General features: G+C 40.1%; 10 protein-coding genes and 2 pseudogenes. 10 read left to right on the top strand and 2 right to left on the bottom strand.

Translation table 11 applies throughout. The features are described 5' to 3' along the window. A pseudogene (locus tag WFH18_RS14480) lies at window positions 1-83 on the top strand (IS1 family transposase); the annotation flags it as partial. Between the two features lie 29 nt (window positions 84-112). Here the strand turns inward: WFH18_RS14480 and WFH18_RS14475 are convergent. Further along, window positions 113-538: pseudogene (locus tag WFH18_RS14475) on the bottom strand (OmpW family protein); the annotation flags it as partial. 450 nt (window positions 539-988) lie between these two features. On the opposite strand from WFH18_RS14475, the gene WFH18_RS14470 reads away from it, so the two are divergent. Next, window positions 989-1,168, top strand: coding sequence for a hypothetical protein (locus tag WFH18_RS14470; RefSeq protein ID WP_004646507.1), 180 nt, complete (start codon window positions 989-991; stop codon window positions 1,166-1,168). 288 nt (window positions 1,169-1,456) lie between these two features. On the opposite strand, the gene WFH18_RS14465 is transcribed toward WFH18_RS14470, so the two are convergent. Continuing rightward, the gene (locus tag WFH18_RS14465; RefSeq protein ID WP_004279675.1) at window positions 1,457-2,245 is read right to left on the bottom strand and encodes an A1S_2505 family phage non-structural protein; all 789 of its coding nucleotides are present in this window, start codon (window positions 2,243-2,245) and stop codon (window positions 1,457-1,459) included. A 362-nt stretch (window positions 2,246-2,607) separates the two neighbouring features. On the opposite strand from WFH18_RS14465, the gene uvrB reads away from it, so the two are divergent. The 8 genes from uvrB (at window position 2,608) to WFH18_RS14425 (ending at window position 13,881) form a co-directional block, all read left to right on the top strand. Next, window positions 2,608-4,629 carry an excinuclease ABC subunit UvrB gene (gene uvrB, locus WFH18_RS14460; RefSeq protein WP_004279676.1) on the top strand — a complete coding sequence of 674 codons (2,022 nt, stop codon included), beginning with the start codon at window positions 2,608-2,610 and terminating at the stop codon, window positions 4,627-4,629. Between the two features lie 144 nt (window positions 4,630-4,773). Continuing rightward, on the top strand, window positions 4,774-5,361 hold the full coding sequence (locus WFH18_RS14455) for a lipocalin family protein (protein ID WP_004279677.1): 588 nt from the start codon (window positions 4,774-4,776) through the stop codon (window positions 5,359-5,361). A gap of 162 nt (window positions 5,362-5,523) precedes the next feature. Further along, window positions 5,524-6,456: an EamA family transporter RarD gene (rarD, locus tag WFH18_RS14450; RefSeq protein ID WP_004279678.1), complete on the top strand. Its 933-nt coding sequence runs from the start codon at window positions 5,524-5,526 to the stop codon at window positions 6,454-6,456. A gap of 251 nt (window positions 6,457-6,707) precedes the next feature. Continuing rightward, the gene (locus WFH18_RS14445) at window positions 6,708-8,165 is read left to right on the top strand and encodes a glyceraldehyde-3-phosphate dehydrogenase (protein WP_004279679.1); all 1,458 of its coding nucleotides are present in this window, start codon (window positions 6,708-6,710) and stop codon (window positions 8,163-8,165) included. Between the two features lie 185 nt (window positions 8,166-8,350). Next, window positions 8,351-8,725, top strand: a complete 375-nt coding sequence (locus tag WFH18_RS14440; RefSeq protein WP_004279680.1) for a winged helix-turn-helix transcriptional regulator — start codon at window positions 8,351-8,353, stop codon at window positions 8,723-8,725. Between the two features lie 406 nt (window positions 8,726-9,131). Beyond that, window positions 9,132-10,349, top strand: a complete 1,218-nt coding sequence (cgtA, locus tag WFH18_RS14435) for an Obg family GTPase CgtA (protein ID WP_004279681.1) — start codon at window positions 9,132-9,134, stop codon at window positions 10,347-10,349. Window positions 10,350-10,376: 27 nt separating this feature from the next. Continuing rightward, on the top strand, window positions 10,377-11,510 hold the full coding sequence (proB, locus tag WFH18_RS14430) for a glutamate 5-kinase (protein ID WP_004279682.1): 1,134 nt from the start codon (window positions 10,377-10,379) through the stop codon (window positions 11,508-11,510). A 70-nt stretch (window positions 11,511-11,580) separates the two neighbouring features. Beyond that, the gene (locus WFH18_RS14425; RefSeq protein ID WP_305157691.1) at window positions 11,581-13,881 is read left to right on the top strand and encodes a KAP family P-loop NTPase fold protein; all 2,301 of its coding nucleotides are present in this window, start codon (window positions 11,581-11,583) and stop codon (window positions 13,879-13,881) included. Window positions 13,882-14,050: the final 169 nt, after the last annotated feature.

Below are 14,050 nucleotides of genomic sequence, written 5' to 3'. Positions count from 1 at the left end.
GTTGCAACTTTTCTAAAAAGCTCGAAAATCATTTTAAAGCCTTTGATTTGACTTTCTTTTACCTTAATAACGGATTTGTTTAACGCCAGCATACTTTTTGAAACACCACCAAATAGTAATTGGTCATAATGCCTAAAGTGGTGACATCATCCGCTGTCAGACCGGTACCTGGATTATCCCATTCAGACAGACCATTGATTTGAGTGGTTCCACTGATATTCGCTGGTAATGTACCTCCAGTGAAGAAACCAATCCCTTCTAATAATCCTTTCACTGTTATCTGATCGACAGAAGGATCAAGATTATTGACGACCGTATCAACATTGATAGCGCCGTTTCTATAACTTTTACCGTTTTCGACAGCAGTATTCACTTTAAATGGTTGGGCCTTGCCTTGCGGCATCACATGCAATGCACCGACTGATACCGAAAAGCGCTTAAAGCCATCTCCATCTTGCAAGCTAAAATAAGGGGAATCTGCATGTGCGACCATAGGTAAAGTGGCTAGGCCTGCCATACATGCCAGCAATGTTTTCATTGATTTGGAACTCCATGTCCAGTTTGTTTATTCGTTTTTCTAGTTCATTAATTATGTGAATTACATTAAAAAATTCAGTTATAGAACAACAGGTCAAAAGTTAATCGATGGTTGATATTGGTAAATTCTATATATTTTTTGTTTATATCTCTTGAATTTTAAGAAATGTATAGCGTGTAAATATAATTACTTTTACCTTAATAGCTTAAGTATAAAAGTGAAGGAAATTTGCTCTTGAAAGCATTAAAATTTCAATCCTATGAATTTTTATCGTAGAAGATATAGAGGAGAGTTTAGGTAAATTTTAGGCTGCATTGATTCAAGCATTTATCATCATGGGATGATTTTTTATTTTTCCAAAACAAGAGCATATGAATTTATCCAAGATCCTGCTACCCAGTCGACTGAGTTTTTTTGTACAATAGCTGCATATATTATTGAGTGAATCACATGAGCACCCAAACTCCTCCCAAAAAAAAGCCCCTGGTTAATTTACCTTTCCCGATCAAGCAAGCAGAGCAAAATGCTGCAGAAGAAGTTCTGGAAGATTTAAGACCAAGACCACAGCGTTATGCTGACCGTACCTGGATGCCACCACGTGGTACGCGCCGTTCAATGGGCAAGCGCTAATTGATCAGACTCAAAAAGCTATGATAAATCATGGCTTTTTTTGTGGAAATTTTTAGGGAGTTGATGAGTAATATTTGATTCATCTTTCGCGCAAAGAGAAAATGGTGCTCTAATTTATCCAAATCTCTTTCAATTTTATTCTTAATAAAGCAAACGAAATATTTAAGCTCTCTAAATGCCGACCAAAATAAAATCCACACCTGGTTGATTTCATATTCGACATTTTAGCCGCCCAGAAAAAAAAGCCAATTCAAACATTGGCTTTTTTTGAAAGATATTTTGATAGCACTAACGAATGCTTTTACGCGCTTTATTTTCCGGCTTCGGTGGCGCGATTTCTCTCTCGCCTTGCCAGACATCGATAAAATCTTTCTCGTTAATATTATAAAGTTCCAGTAGCGCTAAAATCACGCCTCCAAACAGCATGGCACCTTCTGAATGGCTTTGAAAATCGACCAGCTTGGTATTCAGATTATGCAGGATATCTTCAATTTCAAAGACACGTTCCCGTCCATTGCTGTCGGTCGGATAGATCTGGGTATTTAAAATAATTCTTGCCAGGCTTTTTTCATTTTCGCTCAAAGGCAGTTCTTCAATCAACTCATCGCTGGCCGGAGTTAAAATCACGGAATCGCGGAATATGGTATGTAAGAAATTTGCGCTTAATTTTGGCAGCGGCTTTTCGACAAAAGGACGGAAAGATTGCGGGAAAATGACATTGCGTGAGATGCCTTTAAACATCGGTGCAATTTCCTCGACCTTATAACCTGCGATCCCACAACCCAAGGAAGTAATAAAATATTTATTTTTAGGATGATTTTTGGTGTAAATCTTAAAGTCATCAATATAGTGCTGGATTTGTGAGAGCGGCATTTGTTGCAAATGCTCGTTCATGGTGGGAATGGCATAGCTCTGACCCGCCCAGCCACGACCCACGCCCATGACTGCACCAAAATGCTCAAGTGCCGTTCTGGCTGCTCCACCACCGTGTTGTCCAGCCAAGTTGCTGCCAAAAACAAAAACCGTATTTTCCGGAAGGGATTTAACAATACTTTCATCGTGATAGTGGTAAGTCATAATTGTCGATTCTAGGCCATCCTGATCTTCATGTTGCCCGTGAAATGAAAAGGGGTCAAGGCAAAATTGTGCCGGACTAGCCAAACAGATAGAGTATTTCACCCATAAGCCAAAACAGGATACCGAGTACGCCCAAATAAAGCTGCTGGCTGAAAATGATTAGTTTGTTCTGTATTTATTCCCTTTGTAACTGTATATTTTATTGATGATTTTTCAAACTAGAGAATGAGTCAAGCGCTAACAAATAATGAATACTAATATTGTTTTATTTTACCAAACAGAAACCTAAGCAGGGATTGAGTAATTCCAATTTACCCTCATAATAAATCAAATCTATATCCGCAGCGAAGTCAGCGAAAGCTATGAGTGATAAAAAACCCTTTGAATTAGTGACCAGTTATCAACCAGCAGGCGATCAGCCACAGGCCATTGAAAAACTTGTCAAAGGCATTGAACAGGGTTTTCATGATCAGCTTTTACTGGGGGTTACTGGGTCTGGTAAAACCTATACTATGGCCAATGTCATTGCACAGACACAGCGTCCGACCATTGTCATGGCACATAACAAAACTTTGGCTGCGCAGCTCTACGGCGAATTTAAAGCATTTTTCCCCAATAATGCCGTCGAATATTTTGTCAGTTATTATGATTATTATCAGCCGGAAGCCTATGTGCCATCTTCAGATACTTTTATCGAGAAAGATGCTGCAATTAATGACCATATTGACCAGATGCGCCTTTCTGCAACCCGTTCATTATTAGAACGTCGTGATACGATTATTGTCGCGTCGGTGTCTGCCATTTATGGTTTGGGTGATCCAAATGCCTATATGAGCATGTTGCTGCATGTGGTGGAAGGCGATCGCATTGGCCGTGATGATATTATTCGCCGTCTGGTCGAGATGCAGTATTCACGTAACGAACTGGAATTCCTGCGCGGTACTTATCGTATTCGTGGTGAAATTATTGATATTTTTCCGGCTGAATCCGATCAGGATGCGATCCGGATTGAACTGTTTGATGATGAAGTTGACTCTATCCGCTGGTTTGATCCCCTGACAGGGAAAATGGTTCGTAAAGTACCTCGTGTGACCATTTATCCTAAAAGCCACTATGTTACGCCGAAAGACAATTTATCCCGTGCGATTGAAACCATCCGAGACGAACTTAAAGAGCGACTGGTGTTCTTCCGTGAAAATGACAAACTGCTGGAAGCCCAGCGTATCGAGCAGCGCACACGCTATGATCTGGAAATGATGCAGCAATTGGGTTATACCAACGGCATTGAAAACTATTCTCGGCATTTGTCGGGCCGTTCTGCGGGTGAAGCGCCGCCGACCTTGTTCGATTATATTCCGGATGATGCCTTGCTGATTATTGATGAGTCGCATGTGACGGTGCCGCAGATTGGTGCCATGTATAAAGGTGACCGTTCGCGTAAGGAAAATCTGGTGAATTACGGATTCCGTTTGCCGAGCGCGCTGGATAACCGTCCAATGAAATTTGAGGAATGGGAACGTATTGTGCCGACGACTGTTTATGTCAGCGCAACGCCCGCACGTTATGAGCTGGAAAAATCCCAGCAGATTGTCGAACAGGTGGTACGTCCGACTGGTCTGATCGATCCGGAAATTGAAATTCGTCCAGTTTTGACGCAGGTCGATGATGTGCTTTCCGAAATTAATTTGCGTAAAGATATTAATGAGCGGGTACTGGTCACAACCTTGACCAAGCGCATGGCCGAAGATTTAACTTCTTATTTGAAAGAATACGGGATTAAGGTCGCTTATTTACACTCCGATATCGATACCGTCGAGCGGGTCAAAATCATTCATGAACTGCGTACCGGGGTGCATGATGTACTGGTCGGGATTAACCTGCTGCGTGAAGGGCTGGATATGCCGGAAGTGTCACTGGTTGCCATTCTGGATGCAGATAAAGAGGGATTTCTGCGTTCTGAGCGCTCTCTCATTCAGACCATTGGCCGCGCTGCGCGTAACCTGAAAGGTAAGGCGATTTTGTATGCTGATCGCATTACTGATTCGATGCAGAAAGCCATTGAGGAGACGGATCGTCGTCGTGCCAAGCAGATTCAGTTTAATGAAGAACATGGCATTACGCCGCGCAGTGCAGTGCGTCAGGTGATCAAGGAAATTGATACTGGTGAAGTATTGGATGATGATTCAATTGAATTGAAAGTCTCGGATCAGGCACGTGCGATCAGTGCCGATGAGCGGCATATCATGGCAGATCCGAAAATGTTTGCGAAACACATTAACAAGCTTGAAAAGGAAATGCTGAAAGCGTCAAAAGAGCTTCAGTTTGAGCAGGCTGCGCGTATGCGTGATGAAATTGTGCGTTTAAAAGCCCAGATGTTTGATTGATTTTTGTTGCATTAAATCTTATTTAAATGACGTAAAATCAATCACAAACCAAACATAATGTAACAAATTTAGGAATTGGATAAAGCTATTGTATGAACAGAAATTTTTAAATAAATATTTTGTGAACATGCAATAGGTATCTTTATGACAACTCAAAAATTTTCACGTACTGGATTAAAGCTGGCAAAAATTGCGGTGGGTAGTGCGGTTCTTCTTGGTTTGGGCGCCGCTACCATGGCTTATGCGAAAGACGAGCCATTACCGACCATTGAGAAAGTTGAGCTGGACCGTTATCTGGGAACATGGTACGAAGTAGCACGCAAACCTTTGTATTTTCAAAACAAGTGTGATCGCGATGTCACAGCGACCTATACTTTAAATGAAAATGGCAATATCGTGGTGGATAACCGCTGCATTAAAAAAGATGGTGGACAAACCCAGTCATTGGGCGAGGCATTTGTGCAAAATCCACCGCAGAATACCAAGTTAAAAGTCAGTTTCTTACCAGACTTTATTCGTTGGATTCCGGTCGCTCGTGGCGATTATTGGGTCTTAAAACTGGATGAAAATTATCAAACTGTTCTGGTCGGTGAGCCAAAACGTAAATATATGTGGATACTCTCACGTGATCCGCAATTGGATAAAAATGTGGTGAATGAATATTTACAATATGCACAGTCGGTGGGCTATGACCTGAGTGATGTAATTCATACCAAACAAACTCAAAGATAAAAATATCGTCTTAATGGAAACCATGCTATGGCATGGTTTTTTATTTTATGTGTCAAAAGACAATCTAAAATCGAGAGATAGCTACATTTTAAATGGATGAAGCATCAAGCTTTCTATTGTACTAATCGTTATAATGCCGGCGAATGAAATTAGAGTTTAACTATGTATAAAGGCATCGCGTTATCTGTCTTGGCCTCTGTGGTTTTTGGAGTGCTGTATGTATTTACGCCTTTTTTACAGCCTTTAGATAGTGAACAGACCTTTGCATGGCGCATGCTGGCGACCTTACCATTCCTCACAGCCTTCATGTGGTGGTCGGGTGATCTGAAACATATCAGCAGTATTTTTAAGCGGGTATTACGACAGCCTTCATTTTTGATCTGGTTGCTGATTAGTTCGCTGTTATGTACTACACAATTGTGGTTGTTTTTATGGGGCCCTATCAATGGGCGTGGCCTCGAAGTCTCACTCGGTTATTTTCTCCTGCCTCTGGTGATGGTGCTGGTCGGCTGTGTGCTTTATAAAGAAAAATTATCATCCTTCCAGATGGTTGCTGTTGCTCTGGCAATGTTGGGGGTAGGACATGAAATCTGGCGGATCGGTTCAATCGCATGGGAAACGGTCTATGTCGCTTTAGCTTATCCACTTTATTTCTTTATGCGGCGTAAATTCGCGACCGATCATCTTGGTGGATTCTGGTGGGATCTATTTCTGATTTTGCCTGTGGCATTTTATTTGGGCTTTATTTACAGTGATTCCATGCCGCTCATGTTGAATCATTCTCACTTGATCTTGGCAGTTCTTGGATTAGGCTTTTTAAGTGCGCTCGGTTTAGGTAGCTATATTTTGGCTAGCCGATATTTACCTTTTGTCATCTTTGGGCTGTTGAGTTATCTGGAGCCGGTACTGCTCGCTTTTGCCTCGATGGCACTGGGTGAGCGTGTGGAATCAGGTGAATGGCTGACCTATATTCCAATCTGGCTAGCTGTTTTACTGCTGGTTGTGGAAGGAATATTGCATTTGCTGAAGCAGCGTAAACAGCAATTAGCCCTTAAGAAAAATCTGGAAAACTATCAGGACCGGCTCAACTCTTAAAATTAAAAAGAGATTGAATGAATAAACAACATTTAACAAATTTGTGCCAGGTACTGAAAAATAGTGGTCTTTAGCATTTTCGAATGCAAAATCATTCAGCTAATTACAACTATTTTTGAAATTTATAGTGAATATACGTTAAAAACTACCCGTCTCAACGAGCTTTTGATTCAAACTTGCGGCCAATTCCATTACAATTGTCGGGTTTAGAAATTTATGCTTAGATTTACAATTAATTAGAGGACGTATCTGTGAGCAAAGACACTATTGTTGCCCTCCATGCAGAACACCAAGGTCGCTGGAAAAACCGTGAAGAACTTGCGGAACGTATGATTGCCCTTGTTGGCCAGTTATATCGTGAAAAAAATATTGTAGCTACAGTTTATGGTCGCTCTTTAATTAACCGTTCTGTGATTCAGATTTTGAAAGCACACCGCCGTACTCGCGTACTGGACGTTGAACTTTCTGTAGTTGATACTTTCCCAATTCTTGAAGCATTGGTGAAAGTAGAAAACATCGGTTCTGCTGAAGTTGATCTGGGTAAACTTGCTGTTGAATTTAAAGAAAAAGGCGGCGACATCGATGCATTTGTTGCAGACGCTGTTAAATCGATCGAAGGCAATGCTGCTGCTGTAGAACATAAAGATGTGGTTCTTTATGGTTTCGGTCGTATCGGTCGTATCCTGGCACGTTTGATGATTGGTCAATCAGGTCTGGGTCGTGGTCTTAGCCTGAAAGCAATCGTGGTTCGTAAATCATCGGATGGTGATTTGGAAAAACGTGCTTCTTTACTTCGTCGTGACTCTATTCATGGTCCATTTGCAGGCACAATTTCTGTAGATGAAGAAAACGAAGCAATCATTGCCAACGGTAACTTCATCAAAGTGATTTATGCATCGAATCCTTCTGAAGTGGATTACACTGCATACGGTATCAACAATGCACTTGTGATCGACAATACAGGTAAATGGCGTGATGCTGAAGGTCTTGCTCAACACCTTAAATGTCCGGGCGCTGCTCGTGTGATTCTAACTGCACCTGGTAAAGGTGACATGAAGAACGTGGTTTACGGTGTAAACCAGGCGGACATCCTTGATGAAGATACCATCATCTCTGCTGCAAGCTGTACGACTAACGCAATTACACCTACACTGAAAGTATTGCATGATAAATACACAGTGTTGAATGGTCATGTTGAAACAGTTCACTCGTTCACAAACGACCAGAACTTGATCGACAACTACCATAAAGCTGACCGTCGTGGCCGTGCTGCAACATTGAATATGGTCATTACTGAAACTGGTGCAGCGAAAGCAGTAGCGAAAGCGCTTCCAGCTCTTCAAGGTAAATTGACAGGTAACTCTGTACGTGTACCTACACCAAACGTATCGCTTGCAATTCTTAACCTGACTTTAGGTCAAGACGTTGATCGTGATGAAGTGAACGAATACATTCGTCAGATTTCAATCGGTTCTAGCCTGCAAGGTCAAATCGGTTATACCAACTCGACTGAAGTAGTATCTTCTGACTTTATTGGTTCACGCACTGCAGGTGTATTCGACGCGCAAGCAACGATCACTTCAGGCAACCGTTTAACTGCTTATGTTTGGTACGATAATGAAGTGGGTTATAGCTGCCAGGTATTGCGTATTGCTGAACAAATGGGCGGCGTAAGCTATCCAAAAGTTCCTGCTGAAACTAATGCATAATTAGTATTTAGCTAAAAAAAAGAGCCTCAATTGAGGCTCTTTTTTTATGATTTTTTTATTTAAAGTGAACTTTCTTAATCTAATAAGAATCAACAAATTTACTTGCTGGCGAAATATGAATTTGATAACTTACAAAGAGTAAGTATATTAAAATGAGTAAGTAATAAAAATATGGTGAGAATAGTATGACAAATTATGCAATCAGCCCGTTACTGGGGCAGGTTTTATCAACTGAATGTCCATCACGTGAGATATTGGAACACCTTGCCAATAAATGGTCGGTCTTGGTTTTGCGTTGCTTAAGTGAAGGGGTGCATCGTTTTAGTGAACTGAAACAACGCATTGAAGGGGTAAGTGAAAAAATGCTCTCCCAGACTTTAAAAATGCTGGAACAGGATGGTTTTATTTTGAGAACGGTTTATCCGGTGGTACCGCCAAAAGTGGAATATCAATTGACGATTACCGGTTCGCAAGCGGCTGAAAAAATCATGTATTTAATTGGCTGGATTGAAAAAAGTCTGCCAGATATTTTAGAACATAAACAAAATGTTATTAAATAGTTTTCATTAAATGGCAGGAATGCAGTGTTTGTGAAAATACAAAATTTGGACTTATCTTGGTTTATATAAAATACTGATTTTAAAAGGTGTCTGCATCAGAATATCTTCTTGTAAATACGGTTTTTGAAAATTTACTTCTCTATAAATTATTTTAAAATCATCAAGAAATTCACAAAAAGAATTTCCAGAATAGGGGATAGTACTAGGGCAAAAGCGCTTGATTTCCTACCACTTCTTTTCCATCTTTAAAGCATTCTTTCTCCAAATCTATGCCTTAGATAGATCAAATAGGCTCGGTGAAAAAATGACTGAGTAAGATTTATGGGATTGCTGCATAATTCTATTCGAGAAATTCTTTAAAATATGGCAGAATATGGGGTTTTAAAGTTTTTAGAGGATTGGCAATATGCGCTTTGTTGATGAAGCAGTCATTACCGTAGAGGCTGGCGACGGTGGCAATGGCGTAGCCAGTTTTCGCCGTGAAAAATTCGTGCCATTTGGTGGTCCAGATGGTGGTGATGGTGGTCGTGGCGGCAGCATTTATATTCAGGCTGACGACGACACCAGTACGCTAGTTGATTATCGTTATACACGTAAATATCGTGCAGAACGAGCAAAAAATGGCCGTGGGGCGAACTGTGCTGGTCGTGGCGGTGAAGATACCGTATTAAAAGTTCCGGTAGGAACAACAATTGTAGATGTTGAGTCTGGTGACATTATTGGCGACTTGATCGAAGACGGTCAACGCGTGAAAGTTGCAGCAGGCGGTGATGGTGGTTTAGGTAATACCCACTTTAAATCATCGACCAACCGTTCACCACGTAAGTGTACGCATGGTCAAAAAGGTGAATTCCGTGAAATCCGTCTAGAGCTTAAAGTTCTGGCAGATGTCGGCTTGCTGGGTATGCCAAATGCGGGTAAATCGACCTTCATTCGTGCTGTGTCAGCGGCAAAACCAAAAGTTGCAGATTATCCATTTACCACCATGGTGCCAAACCTGGGTGTGGTCGATGCTGACAGTCACCGTTCATTCGTGATGGCGGATATTCCAGGTCTGATCGAAGGCGCATCTGAAGGTGCAGGTCTTGGGATTCGCTTCCTGAAGCACTTGGCGCGTACCCGTATCTTGTTGCACATCGTTGACGTACAACCGATTGATGGCTCAGATCCGGCACACAATGCCAAAGCAATTATGAAAGAGTTAGAAAATTTCTCCCCAACGCTTTCAAAACTGCCGATCGTATTGGTGCTGAACAAAGTCGATCAGTTGGCTGAAGAAACACGTGAAGAATGGTGCACCCATATTCTTGAAGAATTACAGTGGGAAGGCCCAGTTTTTGAAACTTCTGGCTTAACGGCTGAAGGCACCAAAGACGTAGTTTACTACCTGATGGATCAGATCGAAGAGCAACGTGAACGCGAAGCTGAAGATCCAGAATATGCAGCAGAAATGAAAGCATTCCGTGATCAGCTTGAAGCTGAAACACGAGAACAAACCATCGCTGCAAAAGAAGCGTATCGTGAGATGCGTCGTCAGCAACGTCTTGCCGGTATTCTGGGCGATGATGAAGATGATGAAGATGGCGATGATGATAGTGATGTGGAAGTGTACTACGTACGCTAATCTCTGAGAGAAGAGTCTGAGGACAAGATGATAGAAGTGGTAGATGGGCAGCGTCAGCTCAAGGGTTGTAAACGAATCGTTGTTAAAATCGGATCATCTTTACTCACAGCAAATGGACAAGGTTTAGATTTAGATGCCATCTCGCATTGGGCGGGACAAATCGCAGATCTACACAATGCAGGACACGAGATTATTCTGGTGTCTTCCGGTGCTGTGGCTGAAGGTATGGTGCGAATGAAACTTGAGAATCGACCCACCGATCTACCCAGTCTTCAGGCTTGTGCTGCCATCGGTCAGATGGGTCTGATCCATACTTGGTCAAGCGTACTAGAGAAACACCAGATTCGAACTGCGCAAGTATTGTTAACCCATGATGATCTGGCAGATCGTCGTCGTTATCTCAATTCATGTGATGCTTTGCAGAACCTGATTGACTGGCGTGTGATTCCGGTGATCAATGAAAATGATACTGTTTCGACTGACGAAATTCGCTTTGGTGACAACGACACACTTGCTGCGATGGTTGCGGGTCAGGTGCATGCAGACCTTCTGATTATCTTAACGGATCAGGAAGGGATGTTTGACTCAGACCCGCGGTCTAATCCAGATGCCAAACTGTTCCATACCGTACGTGCGATGGATGAAAGTCTGTTTGATATGGCCGGTGGAGGCGGTAAATTTGGTCGTGGTGGCATGCTGACCAAAGTTCGTGCTGCACGTCTGGCTGCAAAGTCGGGCTGTCCGACCTTAATTGCAAGTGGTGATAGTGATGGTGTTCTATCACGTCTAATGTCTGGCGAATTGTTAGGCACCTTATTTGTCACTGACAAAGACCGGATGACAGCGCATCAGCAATGGTTGGCGGCTCACTTGCAAACCGCAGGTCGTTTGGTGATTGATGATGGTGCAGTAAAAGCCATTAAAGACAATCATCGTAGCTTGTTGCCTGTAGGCGTCAAAGCTGTTGAAGGTCACTTCGAACGTGGTGATGTGGTGGAATGTGTTGATACACAAGGTCACCGGATTGCTGTAGGGCGTGTCAATTTCAGTTCGCGTTCAGCAGATATCGTTCGTGGTCTGGCATCGGATAAAGTACATCAGGTGTTAGGTGAAGCACGTTCACTAGAAATGATTCATCGCAATCATATGGCGATTTATTAATGACTTAAGTAATTGAATAGTATTTAAAAATTATATTTAAAATATTTTTTAACTACTTATCTAACTACTTGTGGAAAAGCTCACTTATAAAAGTGGGCTTTTCTTTTTATGTTATGCAATTTCAGATTTGAGATTATCATCAATTTGTGATGCAATAAAATATAAGCAAAGAATACTTTTTAATATTAATAATTTAATCGAAAACTATGGTGGCATTATGTCCAACTCTTATTCCTCTGATTCACCCGTCCATGTAGTTGAGGAGGATAAATTCTCTAGATGGCAATTTTCAAAGAGAATTGCGGATGTGATAGCCAATAGAAATGATCCATCTAGTATTGTAATTGGCTTGTATGGTGCTTGGGGTAATGGGAAAACATCAGTCTTGAATTTTATTGAAAATGCATTGAGTAACAATGAAGATGTAATAACAATAAAATTTAATCCTTGGAGATTTGGAACTGAAGAGGAATTACTTAAATCTTTCTTTTTTGATGTGGCTAATGCGATTGATACACAGCTTGTTACTAACGGAGATAAAGTTAAGGGGGCGGTAAAAGCTATTGCCCCTGCAATAACAGGACTGTTTGGTTCTTCAGAAGTTGGTCAGGCAATCAGTGGGTTTATACCTACTGTAGAATTGGAAAAATTGAAAGAGCGGATCGAGAGTGCATTAGAAACTACAAAGAAAAGAGTTTTAATTCTGATAGATGATGTTGATCGATTGGAAAAAACAGAAATTCATGCATTATTTAGACTTGTGAAACTTACAGCTGATTTTAAATATACTGCATATATTCTAGCTTTTGATAAAGACATTGTTGCTTCCTCATTACAGGAGAGATATTCCAATTCAACAAATAATGCCGGTGAAGCATTTTTGGAAAAAATTATTCAAGTCCCTTTGTATTTACCATTAATAGATTATTCAATATTGATTAATTATTGTTTTCAAGGGGTTGATCAAGCTCTTAATATGGCAGGAATTGATCTAAGTCAGGATCAAGCTTCTAATTTTGCAAGATTATTTACTAAGTATTTTGGTCATTCATTAAGTACACCTAGAAAAGCAAAACTATACGGAAATATATTGCTGTTTTCATTGCCGATATTGAAAGGTGAGGTAAATGTTATTGAGCTTATGCTTATAGAGGCAATTAGGGTTTTTTATCCACCGATATATGAATTACTCCGAACAAATAAGGATATTTTTGTTGGAACTTTCTCTGAAAGTCGTTACTCAAGTAATAATCTAGAAAAAGAAAAGTTAAAAACTACATTAGAAAATGCGATTGATTCGTGCAAGGGGGCTAGTAAGGAAAATATCATTAGCTTATTAAAAGAGTTATTTCCAAAAGTCACTTCGAGTTATCAAAATATGAGCTATGGGTCTGAATGGTATAGCATATGGGATAAAGAGCAAAAGGTTTGTGCTCCCAATTATTATTCAAGATATTTTACTTATTCTATAAATTCATCCGATATCTCTGATACTAAACTGGCAGAAGTACTCAAGCAATGTGAACATTGGGTTGGTGTAAATGAGGATGATAATCCTTTGAATGAAGTACTATGTGATACAAATGCGGAAAAACTGATTCAGAGACTAAGAGTAAGGGCGGAGGGATTAGCAGATAATATCTCTTTAAATTTGTGTATTGCCATTGCTCAAAAAGCTAAAGATTTGCCTTATAGATTACAGTTATTTGATTGGTTAACTCCAAAAATCCAAGGTGCAATGTTGATATCTGAGTTGGTTCAAAAATTTAAAAAAGGCGACCGACTAGATCAAATAAAATTAATTTTTGATCATTCATCATCTTTAGATTTTATTTTAGATAGTTATAAATGGTTAAAAAAATACGATCCAGAAAAGCCTGAAGAAATTGATGTTTTGACAGAAAGTGAAGTCAATGAGTTAGGAATATTTATTGCAAGTCTATTTAAAAATAGAATTTTATTGGATGAAGATATCATTAAAGGTGCTTCTAGGAATTTACCAGCCTTGTTTGGTATTCTAAATAAATACGAAAATCCGAATTTTTTAACTGATTATTTAGTAAAAGAATTACCTAATCATCCTGAAAATATAATTTTAATCATATGTTCATATTTAGGGGTAGCAGAAGGTGGTAACCGTAAAGTCCCGCATAGAAGTGACCTTAAATATGATCAATATCAATGGATTACTGAGCAGATTAATGAGCAGTTGTTAATAGATTTTATTGAGTCGACTTTTGGTGTCGAGGAGCTTTTGTCAGATGATTATCCTAAACAGGATGATAACCTTGATGATGAAGAGTTTGTTTTCATTAAACAATTTTATTGGTTTTCTCTGTACACGACAAAAATAGATAACTCATTGAAATAATGTCATAATAATTGTTTTCTAACGACGAATACTATGACACATCTCAATGAGTTATATCTAGGACTTACGCATTGACGGATTCAAAAAAGTATTAAAATACTTTATAAAGTATCTGTGATTAGACGAATTAAACATGCTTCTACAGCAACTTGTACATTACCCATTTATA

It is taken from the genome of Acinetobacter sp. USHLN143, from assembly GCF_037145695.1.
In the GTDB taxonomy this organism is placed as follows: Bacteria; Pseudomonadota; Gammaproteobacteria; order Pseudomonadales; family Moraxellaceae; genus Acinetobacter; species Acinetobacter fasciculus.
The sequence above is the reverse complement of the archived record's forward strand: the minus strand, read 5'-3'. Positions and strand labels throughout refer to the sequence as shown.